We start from the raw sequence: 24,774 nt of genomic DNA, 5'->3' as shown, positions 1-24,774 counted from the left end.
TGGTGGTGGTGGCGCAATTTTATATCCATCATCTCAGTGATAACATAAATTAGTTTAAATAATTAACAAAAGAAGCCCTTCTTAGTTATCACTGAGAAGGGCTTTTTGTTTTAAAGAGGTTTTATGGACTACGATAAATTTTTATTGCTGGCAGAAAGATATAATACCGTTCCAGTTTACGACAAACTGGCTGCTGACTTACAAACTCCTGTATTGGCATATCTCAAACTTCGCAAATATGCGAATTCATCCTTCCTGTTAGAATCAGTTGAAGGGATTGGTAGGCTGGCGCGTTACTCGTTTATCGGAATTGATCCTGAAATAATTATTTCTAACCACTACAAAAAAATAAAGATAGAAACTAATGAAATAACAGAAACAATCGAATCTAATCTATTCGAGTATCTACAAAAATTTATGTCACATCAGAATTATCCACTCCTCGATGAACTACCCTATTTTACCGGCGGTTGGGTCGGTTACATCGGATTCGACAATATTTCTTTAATAGAAGAGGTAATCGAATATAAAAATAATAATGGAGAAACTTTTCCGGACTCGATACTTGGTTTTTTTAAAACCGTGATTGTTTTTGATCATTTTAAGCATCAGTTAATTTTAATTGATAACGCAGATTGCACTGACAAATCGAAATTGAGAAATACATATAACTTATCGATCAACAAACTTCAAAAAATAAGAAAAATACTGAATGAAGAATTAAGCTATAAATCTGATTTCAATGTTGATGCTGAGGAAATCGATCAAAACGAAGAAGAAAATTTTTTAAGGTTAGTCGAAGACAGTAAAAGAAATATTTACAATGGGGATGTTTTCCAAATTGTTTTATCACATCGATTTTCAGCCAATTATAAAGGTGATCTTTTTAATGTTTACAGATCTTTGAGAATGATTAATCCTTCACCTTACATGTATTATATAAGTTTCGGCAATGAAATAAAAGTAGTCGGAACGTCGCCGGAAGATTTACTAAAAGTAAAGGACAGGAAAGCAGAAATTCTTCCTATAGCCGGTACACGTCGTCGCGGAAAGAACGAAGATGAAGACAAAAGGCTCGAAGAAAATTTGATTAACGATCCAAAAGAAATTGCCGAACACGTAATGTTAGTCGACCTTGCGCGAAACGATCTGGGAAGAGTTTGCAAAACAGGGACCGTAAAAATTAGCGAGAATATGAAAGTCAATCGATTCTCCCACGTAATGCATATTGTTTCAAGGGTGGAAGGAATTTTAAAAGATGAACTCGATTCAATTGATGCTCTTAAAGCTGCCTTCCCTGCCGGAACAGTATCAGGTGCGCCTAAAATAAGAGCAATTCAATTGATTAATCAATATGAGAAACAAAAGCGTGGCCTCTATGCCGGTTCAGTGGGATATATCGATTTTCGTGGTAATCTCGATATGTGTATTGCAATTCGAACATTGTGGGCAAATGATCGATCTGTTTTCTGGCAAGCCGGTGCCGGAATTGTTGCTGATAGCCGCCCCGAACTTGAACTTAAAGAAATTAAAAATAAATCCGCGGTTCTTTTGAACGCATTAAAATTAGCCGAGGTAATAGATGAAAATATTGATAATAGATAATTACGATTCATTCACTTATAATCTCGTTCAACTTGTCGGTATTTATGCGTCCAACATTATTGTAGAACGAAACGACAAAGTATCAATTAACGACATCATGAGAATGCAACCGGATAAAATAGTTATCTCACCCGGCCCTGGTAAACCGGAGGAGTCCGGAATATCGATCGAAGTTATCAAAACACTCGGACAGGATATTCCAATTCTCGGGGTTTGTCTTGGCCACCAGGCAATCGGATATTGCTTTGGAGGTAAAGTAATCAATGCACCCTCTCTTATGCATGGCAAAACTTCTCATATTCAACACGACGGGAAAACCATTTATTCTAACATCGAGCAAGGTTTTACAGCAGGCAGATATCACTCACTGGTTATAGATAAAAATACTCTTCCGGAGGTCCTCGAAATATCTTCAACTACAGCGGATGGAATTATTATGGGTGTTAGACATAAAACATTCCCTATCGAAGGCATTCAATTTCATCCAGAATCGATCTTAACAAAAGTAGGTCATTTAATAATTAAAAATTGGTTGGAAGCATGTTAAAAGAATACATTGAAAAGATTAGTAACCGAGAAAATCTTTCGTTCAATGAAGCTTATTCTGCAATGTCGCGCATCATGAGCGGCGAGTGTAATAACTCGCAAATAGCAGGTCTATTGACAGCCTTAAAAACGAAAGGCGAAACAGCCGAAGAGGTTGCGGGTTTTGCCGGAGCCATGCGTCAATTTAGTATTAAAATCGAAATTGAAGACGAAAATTTAATCGACGTATGCGGAACAGGCGGAGATAATTCAAACACATTCAACATTTCAACTGCCACTGCATTTGTGGTAGCAGGTGCCGGAGTTAAAGTTGCAAAACACGGCAATAGATCAATATCAAGTAAGTGTGGCAGTGCGGATGTTATTTCCCTTCTTGGCATTGATATCAATCTAACGCCCGAGCAATCGAAACGCGCCCTCGATAAAATCGGGATCGCGTTCTTATTTGCTCCCATTTACCACCCTGCGATGAAATATGCCGCTCCCGTTCGTAAAGAACTAGGCACGAAAACAATATTTAATATTCTCGGTCCATTGACCAATCCTGCAGGTACAAAAAAACAACTCATCGGCACGTTTAGTAATCGTACGTCTGCTTTGATGGCTGAAGCTGCTCAATACCTAAATATGGATTCCGCAGCTTTTGTATGCACGGCAAATCAATACGATGAAATTACTTTGACAGATGAGACCAACATAAAATTTTATAAAAAAGACAAGCCGATTGAAGATATTAAAATTGACAACACTCATTTCTCTTTCGAAAAGATAAAGCTAAAAAATATCACAAGCGATTCTCCGGAGAAAAATGCAAAGTTTATCCTAAGTATTATTCAAGAAAAACAAAAAGGCGACGCATATAATGTGGTGGTTGCTAATGCTGCGATGGCTCTTTTGATTGCTGGTGTGGCTGAGTCAATTGAAGAAGCCAAATCCATTGCAATCGAATCGATCGAATCCGGCAATGCATATAAAAAGTTACAGGACATAAGAAATTTCGGAAATTGAACTATGAGTTTCCTTAAAGAAATAATTAATAACAAAAAAAATGAAGTAACAAATCTGCGGAAAAAATACTCGCTTTGTTATTTCGAAGAGCAAGAGTTATTTCACGCCCCTCCGCTCAGTCTCATCGATTCTTTAACTCGATCGAAAACTATAGGTCTGATTTCCGAAATCAAAAAAGCCAGTCCGTCAAAAGGCATATTGCGCGAAGCTTTTAATCATATTGATATCGCAAAAATATATATGAACAATAAAGTAAATGCAATTTCGATATTAACAGATTCGAAGTATTTCCAAGGTTCAATAGATTATTTAAAGGAAATTGCGGGATTCAAGACCGTCCCTTTATTGCGTAAAGATTTTATAATTGATGAATATCAAATCTTCGAAGCGAAGGCTGCAGGAGCAGATGTTGTGTTGTTGATTGCTGAAGCATTATCAGCTGACCAATCCGATTCTTTAATTGCCGCTGCTCATGAATGCAATCTTGAAATATTATACGAAATCCACTCTGCCGACCAACTGGACAAAATTGATTTTGACAAAGTTAAATTAATCGGAATCAACAACCGCAACCTCGAAACGTTTGAAGTTGATGTTCGCACGACCAGGAAGATAGCTGACTTATTACCAGATGGAATAATTGCAATTTCCGAAAGCGGTATAACAACCCCAGACGATATCAAGACTATTTTACACAAAAAAGTAAAAGGTATTTTGGTAGGTGAATATTTTATGAAATCTAAAGACATAGAAATTGCACTCAAGAACTTTATTAATAATCTTGAAAAAATAAGCAATGAGAATTAAGATCTGCGGAATAACGAATTATAACGACGCCATTGCCGCATACGAAGCGGGAGCAGATGCTCTTGGATTTATTTTCTATAACAAGAGCAAAAGATACGTGGACCCAATTATTGCCTCTAATATTATTCGTAAACTACCACCATTTATAACAACTGTTGGAGTTTTTGTAAACTCCTCTTTAGAAGAGATAAACGGGATTGTAGATATCTGTAATATCAATATAATTCAATTGCACGGCGATGAAAGACCGGATATAATTCCTCTTCTTAAAAGACCTGTTATTAAGAGTTTTAGAGTTACTAATGAATTTCGTTTTGAAATTTTGGAGGAATATAAGAATTGTTTTTATTTACTGGATGCATACTCTGAAAATGAATACGGTGGAACAGGAAATAAATTTAATTGGGACATTATACCGGAAAATTTGAAAAGGAAAATTATTCTTGCTGGGGGAATTGGAAAAGATGATTTGCTAAGAATCAGAACAAGTATTAATCCTCCCGCTATCGACGTTTCTTCTTCAATCGAATTGGAACCAGGGAAAAAAGACATTATTAAATTAAAAGAGTTGATGGATGAATTACATAGAATTTACCCCAGATAGATGCATACACTCCGACCGGATCTTTGAGTCTGTTTACCAAACAGATAGAAGATCCGGCTTATTTATTAATAATTCAGGGATATCTAAAAATGAAAAACTATAACGTACCGGATAGAACAGGTAAATTTGGAATATACGGCGGAAAATTTGTGCCTGAGACATTAATAGGAGCACTCGAGACGCTCGAAAGAGTATACCTGGAATTAAAAAATGATAAAAATTTTTTAGAAAAATTAAATGAACTCCAGAGCGAATATAACGGCAGACCTACACCTTTAACATTTGCCAATCGATTAACCGACTATTACGGCAGAGCCAAAATATATTTAAAAAGAGAGGACTTATGTCATACAGGAGCTCATAAACTTAACAATGCTCTCGGACAAATTTTACTGGCAAAATATCTCGGCAAAGAAAGAATAATTGCAGAAACTGGCGCAGGTCAACACGGAGTTGCGACCGCTACAGTATGTGCCAAATTCGGCATGCAATGTATTGTATATATGGGCGAAGAGGATATCGAACGACAAAAACCAAATGTCTTTCGTATGAAACTACTCGGTGCCGAAGTTAGACCAGTTTCTTCTGGAAGCAAAACACTTAAAGATGCTACTAACGAAGCAATTCGCGACTGGGTTACCAATGTAAAAAATACTCATTACATTATCGGTTCGGTTGTTGGTCCACATCCTTACCCGATGATAGTGCGCGACTTTCAGTCAATTATCGGCATTGAAACTCGAGCACAAATTTTAAGTAAAGAAAATCGATTGCCTGACTATATAATTGCTTGCGTAGGTGGCGGTTCGAATGCCATCGGTATTTTTTATCCATTTATTAACGAAGAATCAGTTAAATTAATTGGAGTTGAAGCAGCGGGTGAAGGTCTCGATACGAATAAACACTGTGCCACATTGACCATAGGAACACCGGGTGTTTTTCAAGGAATGTACACATATCTTATTCAATCTGAAGAAGGACAAATTTCCGAAGTCCATTCAATTTCCGCAGGACTGGATTATCCAGGAGTTGGACCTGAACATTCTTATTTGAAGGATATGAGTCGTGTTCAATATAGAGCTGTGACGGATAAAGAGGCTCTCAAAGCAGCAAATCTGTTAACCAGATTGGAAGGCATATTGCCGGCACTCGAATCCGCACATGCAATTGCGTATCTGGAAAAAATGATCGGCACTACAGATAAAGACGATATTATTATTATTAACCTGAGCGGACGCGGCGACAAAGACCTTTCTACTTTAATGAATCACAGCAGGGATAAGTTATGAAAATTAAAAACACAATTGATACCATAACTCGAAATAGAAAAAAGGCTCTGGCTATTTTTCTTACTGCCGGTTTTCCAGACAAAAACAAATTCCTCGATTATGCGAAAGCCACTCTGGATGGTGGAGCCGATATATTAGAGATTGGAATTCCTTTCAGTGATCCTTTAGCTGATGGACCTGTCATTCAAAAATCTTCAACTCTGGCACTTAAAAAAAATTTCAGAATTAAAGACATTTTTAGCTATATCGAGGAAATCAGAAAATACTCCGATATTCCAACTATATTAATGGGATATGCAAACCCAATCAATAAATACGGTAAAGAGAAATTTTTAATCGATGCAGCAAATTGTGGTGCGGAAGGTCTAATAGTTCCAGATATACCACTTGAAGAATATGATTTCTTTTTTCCCGCTGAGAAGCATGGTCTTGAAATAATTCTACTAACAACCCCAACTTCTACGAACGAGCGCATTAAAGCTATCGATAATAAGAGTGAAGGTTTTCTCTATTGCGTAAGTGTGACAGGTACAACAGGAGCCGACAAAAATTTCGACTCCTCTACATTAGAAAATCTAAAACGTACATATTCGTTAATAACAAAAAATAGAATGATGATTGGCTTTGGTATCGGCAGACCTGAAGACATTCACACATTTTACAATTATTCCGATGGCTTTATTGTGGGAAGTAAAATAATTAAATCGATTATCGAGGGGATAGAACCTTCGGGAATTTCGGAAACAGTGAAGCAATTTAAATATGCATGCAATTAATGCATTCTTTTAGGATAACCTTGTTCGATTGGTAATGTGAGATCACGGGACCATTCGTTCCACGAGGCCAGATAATTGTATACTTTTTCATAGCCAGCCATTTTTAATGCAACGAAGAGATTCGATGTGCGGGCTCCTTTAAAGCAGTAAAGATATAATACTTTATCCTCAGAAAGACCAAACTTTTTGAACATTTCATTGAGTTGTTCTGGACTCTTAAACCACGGAATAAATCCTTTGTACTCCATAGTATTATACCATTCGATCCAAACAGAGCCGGGAATTCTTCCTTTGCGCGGTGTAAAATCGGGACCATATGGAGAAGAGCTTACTCCTACCCATTCAGCTCTATCTCGGCAATCTATTATTGTTATTTCTGGATTTTGAATTGCAGCGAGCATTTGCTTTTTATTCAAGATAATCGAATTGTCTACTGAAATTTCGAATTTCCGAAGTTCAGGATGAGGTGTATGTCTTTCCACATTCAAATTTTTATCGAGCCAGGCTTGATAACCTCCATGAAGAATTCTCACATTTTTGTGTCCCATATGATTAAAAATAAACCAGCCGCGGCACGAACGTCCATAACCGTTATCCATAGCATCTTCATAAACAACCACTTCTTTCGAAGAATCGATTCCCGCTAACCCAAATAAATTAGCGAAATGCTTTCTCAATTGTTCATAACCACCATTCGATTCGGTAGCAAGATAACTGAAAATATCGTAGATATTAACTGCTCCAGGAATATGGTCAATAAGATAATCCTCCGGCTCCCTTGTATCGACAATGATTAGATTATCTTCATGTAATTTATCGTAGAGTTCTTCAATTTCAATCAGGTATTTATTTGCCATATTAAGAAGTGCAACCTTTCAAGAATAATTTTTTGTACTATAGTATCGAATTCGTGGATTAATCTTTAAATAGGGCTTTGTGGTGTTACTTTTTTGTATGACGTTGAATTAAATTTTCCACTACTTCATCAAGTCCTATCTCGAGTTCAGCCATTAATACTAACAGATGATAAATCAAATCTGAAGATTCGTCAATAAATTCTTTTCTGTTTTTATTTTTAGCTGCAATTACTGTTTCAATCGATTCTTCACCAACTTTTTGAATAATTCTGTCGAGTCCGCTCTGGAATAATCTTGTTGTGTATGAATTCTCCGGAAGGTTTTTCTTCCTTTCATTTATAAGTTTGTAGAGATAGGAAAGAAACATGACATTATCTTTATCAATTCCGAAACAAGAATATCTGTTCAAATGACAGGTAGGTCCTTCTGGAATAGCATAAATTAGAAGAGTATCATTGTCACAATCGGTTACTATCGAATCGAGTTTGAGGTAGTTACCGGAAGTTACTCCTTTCGTCCACAATTCTTTTCTACTTCTGCTGTAGAACGTAACCAGTCCAGTATCAATTGTTTTTTTTAGCGCTTCTTTATTCATAAATCCGAGCATAAGAATTTGTCCAGTAAATTTATCCTGTACAATGGCAGGCACGAGTCCGCCTGACTTTTCGAAATTGATATTGTCGATGTCGATCATATTCTTATATTAATATTATTATCCAATAAATATTTTTTTAATTCTGGAATTGACAGTTCACCGTAATGAAAAAGACCAGCAGCGAGGCATGCATCAACATTAGCCAGGCGGAAAGCTTCAAGAAAGTGTTCTTTTTTACCAGCGCCACCGCTCGCAATAACGGGAACAGTAACGTTTTGAACTACCTTTGACAAGAATTCAACGTCGTAACCGCTACGAGTACCGTCGTGATCCATCGAAGTAAGAAGAATTTCTCCAGCTCCCAATTCACATACTCTTTTACACCATTCAAAACCTTCGAGATCAGTTTCTTCTTTACCACCTTTAATAAAAACTTTTTTTATGCCATTTACAATTTTGACGTCGATAGCGGCGACAATGGCCTGCGACCCAAAACGTTTTGCTGCTTCTGTAATAAGATCAGGTTTACGAACTATATATGAATTTAGCGATACTTTATCGGCACCCGCTTTCAACAATTCTTCTATATTGTTCAAATCCGATATTCCGCCGCCAACTGTAAATGGAATACGTAAAACCTTAGCTACTTCTCTAACCAATTCTACTAAAGTTTTCCTTTTTTCTTCCGTGGCAGTAATATCAAGAAATACCAGTTCATCCGCTCCTTCTCTGTAATATCTTTCTGAAAGTTCTACAGCCGAGCCGGCATCTTTAAGGTTTACGAAGTTAGTGCCTTTAACCACCCTGCCGTTTTTAACGTCAAGACACGGTATTATTCTCTTTGCTACCAATTTTTGCAAGATCCTTTATGTTTATTTTGTTTTCATAAATGGCCTTACCAACTACAACTGCATAGACATTCAATTGACTCAACATAAGCACGTCGTGAATCGAACCGATACCACCAGATGCAATTAATTTGATATCAGAATTGTATTCCATTATTTTTCGATAAAGTTGAGTATTGGAGCCAGTCAACGTTCCATCCCTGCTTATATCCGTACACAAAAAAATATTGATGCCGAGTTCTTTACAATAATTAATATGCTCGTAAATTGAAACCCCACTGTCTTCTGTCCACCCTTTAATAAATATTTTTTCATTGTATGAATCGAGTGCTACTACAATTTTTTCAGCTCCATACAACTCAACAATACGTTCAAATGTATTTTTATCTCTGATCGAAAGTGAACCGATAACAATTCTATCTGCCCCCGCCTTAAATACTTCTTCAACCTGAGATAAATTTCTGATACCTCCACCAAATTCTACTTTAATTCCAGTGTAATTTTTGATTTCTCTAATAATAGGCAATACATTAATTTTTTTATCCAGTGTAGCCCCAAGGTCAACAATGTGAAGCCACTGAAATCCTGCTTCTTCGTATTTACGTGCTATTGCAAGCGGTGTTGTATCGTAATATTTGGCTTTATCAAAATCGCCTTTTGTTAGTCTGGCAACTTTATTGTTAAGTATGTCGATTGCAGGTATTATTAACATTTTTCAATGAAGTTTTTTAAAATTTTTATTCCTTTCTCTCCCGATTTTTCAGGATGAAATTGCACACCGTAAAAATTATCCTTTTCAATGGCAGCAGAAAATTTTACACCGTATTCTGAAATTGCGATTGTATTTTCGTTTTGTGGCACATAGAACGAATGTGCAAAATAAAAATATGAATTATTTTCTATTCCATCGAAGAGAGGAGATTTACTAATAATTTCGACTCTATTCCATCCCATATGCGGTACTTTAACTTTCGAAGGCTCGAACATCTCTGTAGTGGTATCGATAATACTCAGGCAACAAACATTTCCCTCTTTCGATTTTGCGGTCAACAATTGCATTCCAAGACAAATGCCGAGAAGAGGTTTTTTTGTAATCCTTAACATCGTAAAGAGATTTAGAAGATGTAATTTTCTTATCGCAAAGGATGCTTCGCCAACACCCGGGAATATGATTTTGTCGCATTTCAAAATATCGCTCTCTCTGCTGGTTACAATATAGTCGACCTGAAGATCATCGAGGGCGTTTTTAACTGACTGAATATTCCCTGAGCCGTAATCAATCAAAGCAATCATAATTTACCCTTAGTTGATGGAAGTTGACCTTTCGCTCGTTCATCCAATCTGAAGGCTTCGTTTAACGACTTTGCAAACGCTTTGAACATCGATTCGATTTTGTGATGATCGTTTTTGCCTTTAGCTTCGAGATAAATATTTGCCATCATTCCAAGTGCCATCCCTCTAAAAAATTCTTCCGTCAATTCTGTTGGGAACTGCCCCACTTTTTCACGCTCAAATTTGCATTTGAAATTAAGATAGTTTCTGCCACTGAGGTCTATGGCACATTTAGCAATCGAGTCGTCCATCGGCAAAAAATAACCAAATCGTTTAATACCCTTTTTGTCGCCAAGCGCTTTCCTGATCGCTTCTCCTAATGCAATGCCTGTATCTTCCACTGTATGATGCTCGTCCACATTTAGATCGCCTTTAACCTTGACTTTTAGATTAATGTTTGAGTGGCGTGCTATTTGATCGAGCATATGATCAAAAAATCCAATACCGGTTTCAATCTTCGATTTTCCTTCGCCATCGATATCAACTTCAATTTTAATCTCGGTCTCTTTAGTTCTACGCTCAATTTTTGCGCTTCTACTTTTTTTCAATATCTTATTAACAATTTCTAACAAGCTCTTATTATTTTTACCCGTCGTAAAAACATTCCTCGTTGCCCTTCCTTTAATGAGAATTTTAATTGACGGTTCTTCTGGATTACACCTTAAAATTTGTAGATCGTTTCTGTTAAGAAAGTCGAGTATTTGTGGATTTATTTTTTCAGTATCGCTTTCAATCGAATATGAATATTCCTTTAAAAGCAATAAAGCTCTGAGTAGTCCTTGAGAGGCTTTTGTATTCATATAAAAAAAATCAGGGTCGATATAAATTTTCTTCATAATATTTCATCAAGCTTTTTTAAGAATAATTCGTTCTCACTCGGAGTTCCCACAGTCACTCTTAGATAGCCCTGGAAATTATACTGATTACTCCTATCTCTAATGATGACCCCGTTTTTTTCGAGATAATTGTATACTTCCCGGGGATTTTCGACTTTAAAAGAAATAAAATTGGTATCGGTAGGCAATACATTAATTACTTTTTTATTTCTTTTCAGTTGATGGAATAAAAATTCACGCTGTGCCATAATCTCTTTTACATATTGCTCTTTTAAGGCTGCATTATCAATAGCTTTTGTAACTGTCATAGCGGTTAATTTATTAATATTATATGGCATCTTTACTTTAAAGAGAAAGCTTATGATTTCCTCGTGGGCAACGCAATATCCACATCGCAGTCCAGCCATGCCCCATGCTTTTGAAAAAGTTCGCATAACAACTAAATTGGGTAGTGTTGTAGCTTCTTTTAGAAAGCCCTCATCGTTTGCAAAATCTATATAAGCTTCGTCAATCACAACAATTAGATTTAGTTCTGAGATTAATTTTCTGATTACATTTTTATCGAGTAAATTCGAAGTGGGATTATTAGGCGAACAAAGGAATAGAATCTTTGTATTATTATCTATGTGAGAAAGAACAGTTTCATATTCGACGTCATATTTATCATTCAATGGAGCGTTTATTACATCTACATTATTGATATCGCAAGCTACCCTATACATTCCGTATGTGGGCTCGCAGACAACAACATTATCAATTCGGGGTTCGCAAAAGGTGCGAATTAAAAGGTCGATAATTTCATCCGACCCGACTCCGAAGATGAGATTAGACTCTGAAATGCCAAGGTAATCACTTGTTTTTTTCCTCAACGCTTTCTGAAATGGATCTGGATAACGGTTGAAATTAGAACTCTTAAATTCATCTACTACGCTGCCAAAACTATTTTCATTTGCATCGAGTAATACACCTTCCATATGTGATTGTCGAGCAGAAGTATACGGTTTTAAATTGAGAATATTTTTTCTAACAAGTTTTTCGATATTCATTTTTTCAACCTTATTTTGATTGCATTTGCGTGTGCTTGAAGATTTTCTTTTTCAGCCATAGTAATTATTGTTGGAGCAAGATTAGTCAATCCCCGTCTGGATAATTTCTGAAATGTAACCGACTTCATAAACGATTCTACAGTGACGCCGCTATACGATTTTGCATATCCATAAGTTGGTAACGAGTGATTAGTCCCTGATGCATAGTCGCCGGCGCTTTCTGGAGAAAAAGCTCCGACAAAGACCGAGCCGGCATTTTTAACAAGGCGTTTATATTTTGTTGCATTTTTCAGGTTCAGTATTAAATGTTCCGGCGCATAATCGTTTGATATTTCGAAAGCAGTTTCAATTTTCGATACGACAATAATTTTAGAATGTTTTAACGCTCTTTGTGCAATCTCATTCCTTGGTAGATCTTTCAATTGGGCATTAATTTCTTTTGAAACATCGTGGGCAAGTTTATCGCTATTGGTAATCAAAAATACTTGAGAATCGGCGCCGTGCTCTGCCTGTGAAAGTAAATCGGCAGCAATAAATGAAGCTTCGGCATGTTTATCTGCAATTACCAAAACTTCGCTTGGGCCTGCCGGCATATCGATAGCGCATCCATCGGGATCAATACTTATCAACGATTTAGCCGCAGTTACAAATTGATTACCAGGCCCGAATATCTTGTCAACTTTGTGGACAAATGCCAGCATGCCTACTGCTTGAGCACCCCCAACATTATAAAACTCGTCTACTTTCAATTTGTAAGCTGCATAAGCTAAAGCTGGATCTATCTTATCTCCTACAGGAGAAGCGACAATTATTTTTTGGCAACCTGCAATATGAGCCGGAATTGCGAGCATCAGCAAAGTCGAGAACAAGACGGCGCTTCCGCCCGGAATGTACAATCCAACTTTTTCAATTGGGATGAAAGTTCTGCTGCATTCGACACCTGGCATAGTCTCGACTTTATAACCTGTGGGGTACTGTAACTTATGGAAACGTGTGATATTTTTAATTGCCGTATCAATTGCAGCTTTAGTCTTACGATCGAGTAACTCGGCCGAGCTTTTCAATTCACTTTTGGAGATCAGTAAATTTTTGTTTTTAATATTGTCAAACTTTCGTGCGTATTTGATAACAGCTTTCATTCCATTTTTTTTGATATCTTTCAGTACGGGTAAAATATATTCGTAGACATCGTCCGTTTTGATGGCCGACCTCTTTAATAATTTTTCCCGTTCTTCTTTTGTGAGCTTGTTATAATATAATATTTTCATACTATCATATTATCTATTGGTAATAATAAAATTCCTGATGCCCCAGCATCTTTAAGGTCCTTGTAAATTTCCCAGAATTTGTTTGTAGGAATCACTGCGTGGACAGCTACCATTTCCGGGTCTGCTAATGGTAAAATTGTGGGGCTTTTCAGTGAAGGAATAATTTCTTCAATTTTTTCAAGTGAACTTTTGGGAGCGTTCATCATTAAGTATTTCGATTTGCGTGCGGTAAGAGCAGAATCGATTCTTACGAGCAAATTATCAAGTTGTGATTTTTTCTCAGCGTCTTTCTCTATATACCTATTGGCAATCAAGACGGCCTGCGATGAAAAAATATCAATAGACTTTTTGAGTTTATTAAACTTAAGCGTATTCCCAGTTGAAACGAGATCACAGATATAGTCAGCTACTCCAAGAGAAGGTGCAATTTCTACAGAGCCGCTTATTTCCACTACAGTTGCATTGATATTATTTTGCGTTAAAAAGCTTTTAAGAATGTTGGGGTAGGAAGTTGCTATTCTTTTGCCGTTAAGGTCGGATATCTTTTCAAGTGTTTGATTTTCAGGTATTGCCAGTGAAAGCTGACATTTACCGTAACCCAATTTTCTGATTACGTCCACATTAGCTTTTTTTTCATAGAGCACATCCTCTCCTACAATTCCAATATCAGCAACTCCGTCCTTAACATATTCCGGTATATCGTCGTCTCGCAACAATAAAATATCAAGATTGTAGTTTCTGGCAGTGATTATTAGTCTGGATGAATATTCCTCAATATCGATATCACAGCTTTTGAGGAGATTAATTGACTTTTCCGTAAGCCTGCCGTTTTTTTGTAATGCAAGTTTAAGGTTTCCGTTTACCATTTTATCTCCCATAAAAAAAAACCCCGACATGCGCCGGGGTCAATTAAATTTTTCAGTATTTTATTTATAGCATACCGGCGCTACTGAAGTAGTAAAAGTAATGATGATGCCACTTACCGGTATGAATTTTTCTTTTCATAAATTTTTTTATTTTGGTACAAAATGTAACAAACTTTATATAAAGATACAAAACAAAAAAAAGGATTAACATTGGTTTGTTTCCATGTTTCCGATTTACACGGACGGATAGACCTCTACGATAAATTATTCTTTCGGATTATTAAGGAAAAGCCAAATGTAATTTTGATAGGTGGCGACATTCTACCACACGGAATATCGAGCCAAAACTTTATTACCGATTATTTTAAACAAAGGCTAATCGATTTAAGAAAAATAATAAAAAACGACTATCCAAAATTTCTCTTGATAATGGGCAACGATGACCCGAGAAGATTTGAAAAAGAGATCGAAGAATTGTCAAATGAAAATTTAATCTCCTACTTGAACCTTAGAAAGGAAACCATAGAAAAGTATGACTTTTATGGTTATTCATATGTCCCACCAACTCCTTTTCGAATAAAAGACTGGGATAAGTACGATGTTTCGAGATACACAGAACCAGGCTGTATATCTCCAGAAGATGGGTACTTTACAATTGAACGTGATGAATACGACTTCAAATATTCCACTATAAAAGACGACCTTCGAAGTTATCTCGGGAACAGAGACCTTTCAAATTCAATAATTCTTTTTCATACGCCTCCCTACAATACAAAACTCGACGTAATTAAATCAGTCAAAATAAATCATCTGGAAACTGACAAACATGTTGGAAGTATTGCTGTTCGAAAATTAATAGAGATAAAACAACCCTTAATAACATTGCATGGCCATATACACGAATCTTCTGAATTAAGCGGCTCGTGGAGCGATAGGATCGGCAGGACTTATTGTTTTAACGCTTCGTACCATAAGTCGAAATTATCGTTAATAAGGTTCGACCCGGCAGCACCCGAGGAAGCAGTGAGAATATTAATTTGACTTTTCAATTACTTTAAGAGGTCTTGCTGCATCTGTCAGTGTATTTATTTTAACGGCGTAGCTTGTTTTGTTTTTTATATCTTCGTCGGTTACGAAATGCACATCGAGAAGACCTTCCGTTTTAATACCTGTTCGCATAAAATTGAAGTGGCTCAAACATAAACTCCACCCTTGTAACCAGGCTTCCAATTCTTTTTTAGGACATTTTTTCTCGTCGATATGAATGATAAGGTCAATATCGCTTCCCGGTCCGGCGACTGCATTTTTAGTACTTCCGAACAAATAAACACCTTTAACACCCATTTTTTCGGCATCCAGCTCTTTTGCGAGATTTTCTGCCATTTTCATACGCCATCTCCAGTGGTCGCTTGAATTATAATTTTCGATAGCCGTTTTACTTTCGATTTCGCCAATTATTTCATTAGTTGGATCTGAAAAAATTGCAACAGCTTCTTCCATATCGGCGTTCATTAGTACTCGTAAAATCATCCCACCTTTCACCGAAGGCACATCGATAACCTTTACTACATCTTCCATATAAAAATACTCGGGTAATATATCCGAAAGGATATTTTTCGATTCATTAAAAAACTTTTCGTCGAAGACTATACCCGTGTCATCTGGATAAAGAGGGAGATATCTGATATTAGCTTCTACTAAGTCCTGAAAAAAATGGGTTCCAAATGATACGTCGGGAATATAATTACCCTTTTTACGAGCAATTTCAATTAACATTGCTGTATTGTTAATATCGGAATATGTAACACTGACCCCTAATTTAATATCACCACGGCTTCCCCATCTGCCTGGTCCAAGTAAAATGAACTTTCGTTTCGGAAGTATTTTATTCAACTTTCCAATTACTCTACCAATTTTCAACAATTTATTTTTGTCAGAAATTTCCGAGTATTTTTGTGGGTCAACATAAACTAAATGAGTGATTTCTGGCACTTTCCCATTTGAAACAAATTTTTTTGCGTTGAAAAGTATTCTTTCTTTTGGAATATCTTTCGGAATTGGATCGCCCGCTGTTTCGCGACTCCTGCTTTGGGGGCGGCATTGAAGTAAATAGAGATCGTTACCGTTAGATACAAATTCGATGTCAACGGGTGTTTTCATTTTTGTCTGTAATGTCTTGAGAATCGCATCCATCTTTCTTAAAAATTCCGTTTTTGTAAAAAGGCCTTCAAATGTAACAACATAATCGCTTTTGTCGTCGTCCATAAAAGAAGGCATTCTAATCATACCGCCGTCAAGCACTGAAAACACATTTTCAAATGAAGGATAATCACGCTTTACTTCCTTAATTAATAGATCGATATCGATTGTTTCAAATTGGTTAGTTCTTAAATTGATTACATCAATTTTTTTAGGTGAATATCGAATCACTTCCTCTGGAGTAACATTGACTCGAATGGAGGGCTGACCAGGAGAAATTAGAATCGGATAATCATCACTCAATCTGTCAACGGCTCTTGTGCCGAGGCCAGGAACAATTCTCAAAAGCCCGTCTTCCCTTTTAATACGTGGCGACCACCTGAATTCATTAACGCTGAATGCTACGCCGGCATAAGCAGGTATAAAATAATCTCCGACACGTTTACCTATCACTTCCTGAATCATTATTCCCATCTCTTCGTGAAAATCAAGTAGTCCTCGCTCTGCTCTGTATTCGATTGGGTCGGGACTGAATGTTGAAGCATAAACTTCAGCTATAGCATCCATTAAAGCAGCAAGGCGCTCGGACTTGCTCCCCTGATTAGCCAGGAATAAACTTTTGTATTTACCTGAAAACGAGGCATCCATCTGATCTTCAAGTAAACTTGAACTGCGAACTACAAGTGGCACGTCTCCGAAATCATCTAACGCAACTGACAAACCTTTTACAATATCCGTCGGAAATTCTGAATTTTTAAAGAGTTGGACTATATGAGGATATTCAATTCTAACCTCATCAATTTCTTTATATTTTTGCTCAAATACTTCCTCTAAGTTATTGTGTTGCATAAAATTAAGAATTCCATCTGAAGTAATATACCATGTGTTTGGCACTTTAATATTTTTCAATAATTCATTTTTTTCCGCTTCTTTTGTTAGGATATGGTAAGCAATAAAGAGACCCGCACTTTTTCCGCCAAGTTTTCCATGGCTTTGAGGTGGAAATATCATTTTGTCGATAAGACGATAGAAATCGGTTAATTTTACATATTCTTTTGCAATTGATATAAAATTAAGCTGGTCTGTAAAAAATCTACGAAGCAAAGATACTCTCAAACCCTTAATGGTTTGAGGTGGCAATTCAAATTTCTCGGGAGCAATGTGATAATATTTTCTGAGTGCTTCAGCAATTTCGGTCAATGATGTATCCTGATTATCCACTACTTTAATAAGTGCACTCGATTTATCTTCCTGTATCCACTTCTGAATTTTACTTAAAATAACTTCGTCGGGTAAATTTTCGTCCGCCAAGCGTTGAATTGTATCTACATATTCGTCGTAATTTACAATACGTTCCACCTTAGAGGGTTTATTTTCATCTTCTTCAATAATGTCGTCATTTAAACCAATTTTAATTTTTCGTGCAATACTTGTATGTTTCATCAAAAGTTCAGCTTCTTCTACACCCTTCCAGCATAAAAGATGAAGTAATTTCCGCATTAAACTCATGAATAAATTTGGATCAGTTTTGCGAATCATATCAAGTACAACTTTCCACTCGCCTCGTGCAGTCTTACCAACGGATTGACGTGCATTTTGGAGTTCATTAATGACATTTTTAAGTTTATTGTGAAGAATAAAATGTCCCAGTCTGTCGGCAATAATTCTAATTAAACGAATTTCTTCTTTTAAGAATAAGTTACCTTCTTTGACAGGAACGCCTTCCAGGTAATATACCTCAAGACGTCCAACAACTTTATCCTGAACTTTTATATCCTCAGAAATTTTCCATTTGCTTTCGGTAAATTCTTCTGTCTGATAAACTATATCGCCATAAACAATTCTTGCTTTACAATAATTTGAATAAAAAAAAGCTGAAGGGATCGCATTAATGACAGTCTGGAACGCCTGCCTCAGTGATATTTCAGACCTATTTAATGTATCTTCGATTGTGTAAAGGCAATTTAATTCTTTAGCTCTTTCCTGAAGTTCAGTCATCAAATTATCAATTGGTTTATTTTCCGTGCTCATCTTAGAATTACTCCCTTTCCTTTTTTACCGTCAACTTTTACTATTAATTTACTATCGGCTTTTATGTGTTTGACAAATTTCAATTCATCAATTGTTCTCTGTTTTTCAATCCATTCCCAATCGATATAATCAGTATCATAATTTAATGAAAAATAAGGAACATCCAAATTTAACAGGTTATGGAAAAAGTGAGAACCCTGACTGAATTCTACGTTTAGATTCATTAGATTAATTTCGATAATCACTTTTGCGGCGTTTACATTTGACCATTCAACAGGGATTCCGAGCCAGGGATCTGCAGTTCCCCACCTGCCAAAACCAATCAGTATATATTTTTTATATTCCTTGATAAATTTTTTATTCATCTGCGATATTTGATCTGCTATTATAGTCGAGTTCTTCATATCAAAATTTTCTCTTTTTACAATAACAATATCATCTATTCCCTCAATGATGCCGTTACCCAATACTTTATTTGATTTCAACACAACGTTGTCTACATTTAGTTCGAACTCCTCAATAGGATCTGTATATTTTTTCATGGGGCGCACCTGTAGAAAAGCAAAATTCAGTATGGAGTTTTTATAATCTTGCCAGCAAGCAAATTCAATCTCTACAGGAACTTTGTATTCTGTTTCAAAATTATTTAATAATATTTTCATAAAATCGTTGAAGCCATACATGTTCAGTTCAATCAAGGGTGAGAAATCAACTATTCGAGGGCCTTGATAACCTAAGCCCATAATAATTTTATCATCGTAAGTTACATAAGTAGAAGCAAGGTTCTTTAAAACATTATCATATTCAGCCGTAGATAGTTCTTCGTGTAATAAAAATTCTGTTTCTTTAAGAGGATCGTATTTTACTGAAGAACTTATATCAATTGCCCAGAATTTTTTTTGAGTTAAATTTAGCAGATCTTTATTGTTTTTATATGGCAACTTGTGTTTAGGGAATGCAGGAGAATACGACCAAACAATGTCTCCGTCCACAATTGTTTTACCCAGGCCCAATGCAAGATGAACGATTCCATCTACTGGACGAGCTTTGCCGAAGGGATAAAAGTTATAAGATTTGGCAACACCTGAAAAGTCTGGATAAAAACGATTATAATGTTTTTCTCCCGCAACTCTTTGTAATATTACTGCCATTTTTTCGCGCTCGATTGGATAACCTGAGACAGAAAAATAATTTTTAGCAGCTTCCGAGTAAACCGATGCATAAACAAATTTTATTGAGTCGATTAGTCTATTAAAGCGTAAATTCGGCGCGCCTGGTTGAGGATTAATCATTTTTGTTTTATAAATACCTGCTAATGGCTCATCTTGTGAGTCCTCCAGCAACCCCGAAGATCTGACTGCGAGGGGGAATTTTGCTTCGTTCAATATGCTATAAAGTTCCCCCAAATACTCATTTGGGAAAACAGAACTTAAAAATTTTTTATTCAGATATCTTTCGTCGTCCTCGTCAATTGCATACTCTAATAATTCATTACGTTCAATAAATTTATCGAATATGTCCGAAGCAATTATTACCATTCCAGGTATGAATAAATTGATAGTGGGAGGGATTTCTTTTTTTATTTTATGTAGAATAGAAGAAGCTGATAGAAGTCCTGCAGCTTTTCCCCCCACTTCGTCTTTTCCAATAATCAAGTGAGAATTATGAGAGAAAAATTTTGATATATTATTCATTTAATAAAAAGCCGGGCATAACCCGGCTTTATTAGTTTTCCACTTTAAAGATTAAACCCAGCCTCTATCTTTACAAGCTTGAGCCACTCTACTAACTGCAATTACATAAGCTGCATCACGCATATATAGCTTTTTATTACGAGCAAGTTCGCTTACAGATAAATAAGCGTTAGTCATTTTTGTATCGAGTTTTGCTAATACTTCTTCTTTTTCCCAGTAGTAATTCATATTAGATTGAACTTGTTCAAAGTAACTACATGTAACTCCGCCTGCATTTGCCAGAAAATCGGGGATAACAAAAATGTTTCTTTCTTGAAGCACCTTATCAGCTTCAATAGTTGTTGGCCCGTTAGCTCCTTCTGCAATAATTTTAACGCGTTTGCTGATTTTATTTACATTAGCTTCATGAATTTGATTTTCGAGTGCGGCAGGGATCAATATGTCAACGTCTTGTTCTATCCACGCTTCTCCATCCAAAATTTCGTAACCAAGTTCTTTGGCTTTAGTTTTATCTATACCACCGAACTTATCTGTAATGCGTAATAATTCATCGCGATTAATTCCATCCTTTTTTCTAAAGGTATAAGAACATTTATCCTGTTCATCCCAGCTGGCTACTGCAATAACTTTTCCACCGAGTTGTGTATACAATTCTATTGCATATTGTGCGACGTTTCCGAATCCCTGTACAGAAGCCAGAGTATCTTCGGGTTTGATATTCATTTCTTTTAGAGCTTCTCTTAGAGTAAAGATAACACCATATCCGGTTGCTTCAGTTCTGCCTAGAGAACCTCCCATTCCCACAGGTTTCCCTGTTATGAAGCCGGGGTATTTCCCGCCTGTGATTGTTTCATATTCATCAAGCATCCAGAGCATATGCTGTGCGTTGGTCATTACATCAGGTGCAGGCACGTCATTTACTGGACCTACATTTTTAACCATCTGGCGTACCCATCCGCGACAGATTTGTTCTTGTTCATTCATACTGAGATGGTGTGGATCGCATATAACACCGCCTTTTCCCCCACCTAATGGAATGTTAACGACTGCACATTTCCAGGTCATCCACATTGCTAATGCTCTTACAGTATCGACTGTTTCCTGGGGGTGAAAACGGATTCCGCCTTTGGAAGGTCCGCGCGCATCGTTGTGCTGTACACGGAATCCTCTGAATATTTTTGTAGAACCGTCATCCATTTTAACAGGAATACTGAAATGATATTCCCGAAGTGGATTTCTTAATAGTTCTCGTGTTGCCTCGTCTAAATTGAGTAATTCGGCAACTTTGTCGAATTGAGCTTGAGCCATTTCAAAAGGATTAAACTCTTTGGATTTCATAAAAACCTCATTATTTGAATATGTTTATTCAGGGATTATGTTTCCCTTTTTCTTTTATATCAAAAATAGATACGCTTATATTGTTAAGCAAACAAAATCAATAACAGAAATTTTTATCAAAAAAACTATGTTCACTTAATAATTATCGACTTGCTACAAATTAAGCATACTAAGTTAATATGCCTACTTTCTTTGCCTCTAATAATTAGTCCTGGCAGGTAATTCCTATAAAAAAAATAAAAAAGTACTTTTTTATATTTTTTCAACAAATATGTCATATTATATGGTAGAATTATTATAATTAAAATTTATTCAATAATTTGGATATTTTTAATTCTTCTGGTATCTTTAAGAAAGTTATCTCCTTAGGGTAACAATAAAGAGTTGAGTTATGAAAATAAAAACATCTATGCTTTCGTTTTTACTCTTATCTACTTCTTTTTATTTAGCGCAAGGTACTAACTATCCTGAATCAAAAAGAATAGATCATAAGGATTATTACCACGGAGTAGTTGTCGATGACCCATATCGATGGCTTGAAGATATGGAATCTGCCGACACAAAAAAGTGGGTTGAGACCCAAAACAAATTTACTCAGGATTATCTTGAGAAAATACCGTACAGAGAAAAGTTGCGAACACGATTAAAAGAATTATGGAATTATAAGCGTTACACCACCCCATTTATTGTTGGCAATAATTTAATCTATTCAAAAAACGATGGTCTACAAGAGCAAAATGTTTATTACATTCAGAAACCTGGATTCAATGAAGAAATACTATTGGATCCTAATAAATTTTCTGATGATGGTTCGGTTTCATTAACTGGACTCTATTTTTCTAAAGATCATAATTACATGAGCTATGGAATATCGAGAGGTGGCTCAGATTGGCGTGAATTCTATATCATGGAATTAAATTCAAAGAAAATTATCGACGATACTATTAAATGGGCAAAGTTCACTGGCAACGCATGGTATAAAAACGGATTTTTTTACAGCCGATACGACGAGCCTGAAAAAGGAAAGGAACTGAAAAGCGTGAATGAATTTCATAAGCTCTACTATCATAAAATTGGAACTCCTCAATCTCAGGACATTTTTATTTTGAGCGACTCAAATCCCAAACGCCTTTTGGACGCCGTAGTAACTGACGACGAAAAATATTTAGTTATAAATGTTTACGAGGGTTCTTCTTCAAATAATTTATTATGGTTCAAAAATCTGGAAAAGGATGGTACAATAGTAAAATTAATAAACGAATTCAATGCAGAATACGAATTTCTGGATGCAATTGATGGCCAATTTTATTTGCTAACAAACTTAAATGCACCAAATAAAAGAATAATTAAAATTAATCCCGAAGGTTTTGATGGTAAATTTGAAACCGTAATATCCGAAAGAAACGAACCGATAAAGTATGCCTCAATAATAGGCAATAAGATATTTGTTATTTATATGAAAGATGCAAGTGATGTGGTAAAAGTATATGATATTAAAGGTCATTATTTACAAGACATCGAATTGCCAACTATCGGTTCTGTCTACGGTTTTAGTGGTTCAAAGAAAGACTCCATTACTTTCTTTACTTTTACATCTTTCACCTATCCACCTACAATATATAAAGTGAGTACACTATCGCTGAAAAAGGAAATATTTATTGAATCAGAATTAGATTTCAATCCAGAAAATTATACAACAAAAAGGATTTTCTACACGAGTAAAGACGGTACAAAAGTGCCCATGTTTATAGTCCATAGAAATGGAATTGTAATGGATGGAAGCAATCCCACACTTCTATACGCGTATGGCGGTTTTAATATACCGATGTTACCTTCATTTTCTGTTCCTAATTTAGTACTACTTGAGAATGGATTCATTTTTGCAATGGCTTGTCTGCGAGGCGGAAGTGAATACGGTGAAGAATGGCATAAAGCCGGAATGCTTGAAAAAAAGCAAAATGTGTTCGATGATTTCATTGCAGCTGGAGAATGGCTAATAAAAAACAAATATACATCTTCAGAAAACTTAGCTATTCAAGGCGCTTCTAATGGAGGGTTATTGATAGGAGCAGTAATTAATCAAAGACCTGAGCTATTCAAAGTTGCCATTCCTATGGTTGGCGTTATGGATATGCTACGTTTTCATAAATTTACGATCGGGTGGGCCTGGGTTTCAGAATATGGATCGAGCGACGATCCTCAACAATTCAAGTATTTATTTAAATATTCACCACTGCATAATATTAAACCAGGGAGGAAATATCCCGCTACTATAATTACAACAGCCGATCATGACGATCGAGTGTTCCCTGCTCATTCATTTAAATATGCCGCTGCATTACAAAACGCCAACGCCGGCGAAAACCCCATTTTAATAAGAATTGAAACACAAGTTGGACACGGCGCCGGCACTAGTATTTCTAAATCAATCGACCTTTACACAGATTTATGGTCATTTCTATTTTATAATCTGAATGTTAAACCAATTTATAAATAATCATTGATATTCTATGACAAAGAAGAAATTAAAAAAATTAATTATTAGTCTAACAGGTGGGACATTATTGATGCTTGGGATTATAATGATTATTATTCCCGGACCTGCTTATTTAATTATACCTGCAGGTTTGAGTATATTAGGCACCGAATATTTATGGGCAGAGGAACTTAACAAAAAAATAAAGAATAAAATCAATCAATTTTTCAATAAGAAGAGGATAAATAGTGGAACTCAGTCTGATAGATAGAAGTAATTATTTCAAAGGTATTTTAATTCTAATCAAGAAAGACAAAAAATTAAGTAATGAAGAAAAAAATATGTTCAAGTCGTTAGGCAAAGCATTAGGTTTTGGAGAAGAATTTTGTGAAGAAGTAATGGAAGATTTGCTTGAGAACGAATATTTAATCGAAGACCCACCGCGTTTTGAAAATAAAGAAATTGCCGAATTTTTTTTCAAAGATGGACTAAAACTTGCACTGTCCGACGGCGATATTCACTTATATGAATTAAACTGGCTAAATCTTGTTGCCGAAAAAAATGAACTCGACAAACAATGGTGTTTGGATACTTACAACAAATTCAAAGAAAATTATGAAGGTTTCGACGGCATTTTTGAAATCGAAATAGTTCTAACTCACCAAGATTTATCTAAATATACGCGATAAGGAAAAGCTAAAGTTAATATGGTTATATAAAGGTTAATTTATCTCAAATGAATGTGAAGGTCGT

The 24,774-nt window shown here is 35.9% G+C and carries 23 protein-coding genes; 11 read left to right on the top strand and 12 right to left on the bottom strand.

The window, feature by feature from the left end; all coding sequences use genetic code 11:
- The first annotated feature begins 123 nt into the window (after positions 1 to 123).
- From trpE to trpA, 7 genes are all read left to right on the top strand, one after another.
- On the top strand, positions 124 to 1,605 hold the full coding sequence (gene trpE / locus ACSSV9_RS10830; protein ID WP_437347273.1) for an anthranilate synthase component I: 1,482 nt from the start codon (positions 124 to 126) through the stop codon (positions 1,603 to 1,605).
- A complete protein-coding gene (locus ACSSV9_RS10825; RefSeq protein WP_437347272.1) occupies positions 1,583 to 2,152 on the top strand; it encodes an anthranilate synthase component II in 570 nt (189 codons plus the stop codon). Before trpE ends, ACSSV9_RS10825 begins: the two co-directional genes overlap by 23 nt.
- Positions 2,146 to 3,159, top strand: coding sequence for an anthranilate phosphoribosyltransferase (gene trpD, locus ACSSV9_RS10820; protein WP_437347271.1), 1,014 nt, complete (start codon positions 2,146 to 2,148; stop codon positions 3,157 to 3,159). Before ACSSV9_RS10825 ends, trpD begins: the two co-directional genes overlap by 7 nt.
- A gap of 3 nt (positions 3,160 to 3,162) precedes the next feature.
- Positions 3,163 to 3,966: an indole-3-glycerol phosphate synthase TrpC gene (trpC, locus tag ACSSV9_RS10815; protein WP_437347270.1), complete on the top strand. Its 804-nt coding sequence runs from the start codon at positions 3,163 to 3,165 to the stop codon at positions 3,964 to 3,966.
- Complete coding sequence (locus ACSSV9_RS10810; RefSeq protein ID WP_437347269.1) at positions 3,956 to 4,570, top strand: phosphoribosylanthranilate isomerase; 615 nt, start codon at positions 3,956 to 3,958, stop codon at positions 4,568 to 4,570. The genes trpC and ACSSV9_RS10810 overlap by 11 nt, the downstream gene beginning before the upstream one ends.
- Positions 4,571 to 4,659: 89 nt before the next feature.
- On the top strand, positions 4,660 to 5,859 hold the full coding sequence (gene trpB, locus ACSSV9_RS10805) for a tryptophan synthase subunit beta (protein WP_437347268.1): 1,200 nt from the start codon (positions 4,660 to 4,662) through the stop codon (positions 5,857 to 5,859).
- Positions 5,856 to 6,635, top strand: a complete 780-nt coding sequence (trpA, locus tag ACSSV9_RS10800; protein WP_437347267.1) for a tryptophan synthase subunit alpha — start codon at positions 5,856 to 5,858, stop codon at positions 6,633 to 6,635. The genes trpB and trpA overlap by 4 nt, the downstream gene beginning before the upstream one ends.
- Here trpA and ACSSV9_RS10795 read toward each other — a convergent pair.
- From ACSSV9_RS10795 to hisG, 9 genes are all read right to left on the bottom strand, one after another.
- Entirely contained in the window at positions 6,632 to 7,492 is an 861-nt protein-coding gene (locus ACSSV9_RS10795) for a sulfurtransferase (RefSeq protein WP_437347266.1), read from the bottom strand. The two genes, trpA and ACSSV9_RS10795, sit on opposite strands and share 4 nt — an antisense overlap.
- 85 nt (positions 7,493 to 7,577) lie before the next feature.
- Positions 7,578 to 8,186 (bottom strand): bifunctional phosphoribosyl-AMP cyclohydrolase/phosphoribosyl-ATP diphosphatase HisIE, encoded by a 609-nt coding sequence (gene hisIE / locus ACSSV9_RS10790; protein WP_437347265.1) that lies wholly within the window; start codon positions 8,184 to 8,186, stop codon positions 7,578 to 7,580.
- Positions 8,183 to 8,938 carry an imidazole glycerol phosphate synthase subunit HisF gene (gene hisF / locus ACSSV9_RS10785; RefSeq protein WP_437347264.1) on the bottom strand — a complete coding sequence of 252 codons (756 nt, stop codon included), beginning with the start codon at positions 8,936 to 8,938 and terminating at the stop codon, positions 8,183 to 8,185. The genes hisIE and hisF overlap by 4 nt, the downstream gene beginning before the upstream one ends.
- Positions 8,907 to 9,647 (bottom strand): 1-(5-phosphoribosyl)-5-[(5-phosphoribosylamino)methylideneamino]imidazole-4-carboxamide isomerase, encoded by a 741-nt coding sequence (gene hisA, locus ACSSV9_RS10780; RefSeq protein WP_437347263.1) that lies wholly within the window; start codon positions 9,645 to 9,647, stop codon positions 8,907 to 8,909. The genes hisF and hisA overlap by 32 nt, the downstream gene beginning before the upstream one ends.
- A complete protein-coding gene (gene hisH, locus ACSSV9_RS10775) occupies positions 9,641 to 10,228 on the bottom strand; it encodes an imidazole glycerol phosphate synthase subunit HisH (protein WP_437347262.1) in 588 nt (195 codons plus the stop codon). Before hisH ends, hisA begins: the two co-directional genes overlap by 7 nt.
- Positions 10,225 to 11,103, bottom strand: a complete 879-nt coding sequence (gene hisB / locus ACSSV9_RS10770; protein ID WP_437347261.1) for an imidazoleglycerol-phosphate dehydratase HisB — start codon at positions 11,101 to 11,103, stop codon at positions 10,225 to 10,227. Before hisB ends, hisH begins: the two co-directional genes overlap by 4 nt.
- Positions 11,100 to 12,149 carry a histidinol-phosphate transaminase gene (hisC, locus tag ACSSV9_RS10765; RefSeq protein ID WP_437347260.1) on the bottom strand — a complete coding sequence of 350 codons (1,050 nt, stop codon included), beginning with the start codon at positions 12,147 to 12,149 and terminating at the stop codon, positions 11,100 to 11,102. Before hisC ends, hisB begins: the two co-directional genes overlap by 4 nt.
- Positions 12,146 to 13,417: a histidinol dehydrogenase gene (gene hisD / locus ACSSV9_RS10760; protein ID WP_437347259.1), complete on the bottom strand. Its 1,272-nt coding sequence runs from the start codon at positions 13,415 to 13,417 to the stop codon at positions 12,146 to 12,148. Before hisD ends, hisC begins: the two co-directional genes overlap by 4 nt.
- Positions 13,414 to 14,283 (bottom strand): ATP phosphoribosyltransferase, encoded by an 870-nt coding sequence (gene hisG, locus ACSSV9_RS10755; RefSeq protein ID WP_437347258.1) that lies wholly within the window; start codon positions 14,281 to 14,283, stop codon positions 13,414 to 13,416. Before hisG ends, hisD begins: the two co-directional genes overlap by 4 nt.
- Positions 14,284 to 14,493: 210 nt before the next feature.
- On the opposite strand from hisG, the gene ACSSV9_RS10750 reads away from it, so the two are divergent.
- Positions 14,494 to 15,324, top strand: coding sequence for a metallophosphoesterase family protein (locus tag ACSSV9_RS10750; RefSeq protein WP_437347257.1), 831 nt, complete (start codon positions 14,494 to 14,496; stop codon positions 15,322 to 15,324).
- Here the strand turns inward: ACSSV9_RS10750 and ACSSV9_RS10745 are convergent.
- Genes ACSSV9_RS10745 through ACSSV9_RS10735 form a run of 3 tightly spaced genes read right to left on the bottom strand, consistent with a single transcriptional unit; the run spans position 15,316 to position 21,545 of the window.
- On the bottom strand, positions 15,316 to 18,513 hold the full coding sequence (locus tag ACSSV9_RS10745) for a PEP/pyruvate-binding domain-containing protein (RefSeq protein WP_437347256.1): 3,198 nt from the start codon (positions 18,511 to 18,513) through the stop codon (positions 15,316 to 15,318). The genes ACSSV9_RS10750 and ACSSV9_RS10745 overlap by 9 nt on opposite strands.
- Positions 18,510 to 20,207: a PEP/pyruvate-binding domain-containing protein gene (locus ACSSV9_RS10740; protein ID WP_437347255.1), complete on the bottom strand. Its 1,698-nt coding sequence runs from the start codon at positions 20,205 to 20,207 to the stop codon at positions 18,510 to 18,512. Before ACSSV9_RS10740 ends, ACSSV9_RS10745 begins: the two co-directional genes overlap by 4 nt.
- Before the next feature lie 51 nt (positions 20,208 to 20,258).
- Complete coding sequence (locus ACSSV9_RS10735; protein WP_437347254.1) at positions 20,259 to 21,545, bottom strand: Glu/Leu/Phe/Val family dehydrogenase; 1,287 nt, start codon at positions 21,543 to 21,545, stop codon at positions 20,259 to 20,261.
- 391 nt (positions 21,546 to 21,936) lie between these two features.
- Here ACSSV9_RS10735 and ACSSV9_RS10730 point away from each other — a divergent pair, with 391 nt between their 5' ends.
- Genes ACSSV9_RS10730 through ACSSV9_RS10720 form a run of 3 tightly spaced genes read left to right on the top strand, consistent with a single transcriptional unit; the run spans position 21,937 to position 24,710 of the window.
- Positions 21,937 to 24,042, top strand: a complete 2,106-nt coding sequence (locus ACSSV9_RS10730) for a prolyl oligopeptidase family serine peptidase (protein ID WP_437347253.1) — start codon at positions 21,937 to 21,939, stop codon at positions 24,040 to 24,042.
- A 13-nt stretch (positions 24,043 to 24,055) separates the two neighbouring features.
- Positions 24,056 to 24,292, top strand: coding sequence for a PGPGW domain-containing protein (locus tag ACSSV9_RS10725; protein WP_437347252.1), 237 nt, complete (start codon positions 24,056 to 24,058; stop codon positions 24,290 to 24,292).
- Entirely contained in the window at positions 24,270 to 24,710 is a 441-nt protein-coding gene (locus tag ACSSV9_RS10720) for a hypothetical protein (protein WP_437347251.1), read from the top strand. Before ACSSV9_RS10725 ends, ACSSV9_RS10720 begins: the two co-directional genes overlap by 23 nt.
- Positions 24,711 to 24,774 lie beyond the last annotated feature (64 nt).

The sequence above is a fragment of the Melioribacter sulfuriphilus genome, assembly GCF_051488685.1.
In the GTDB taxonomy this organism is placed as follows: Bacteria; Bacteroidota; Ignavibacteria; order Ignavibacteriales; family Melioribacteraceae; genus Melioribacter.
The sequence above is the reverse complement of the archived record's forward strand: the minus strand, read 5'-3'. Positions and strand labels throughout refer to the sequence as shown.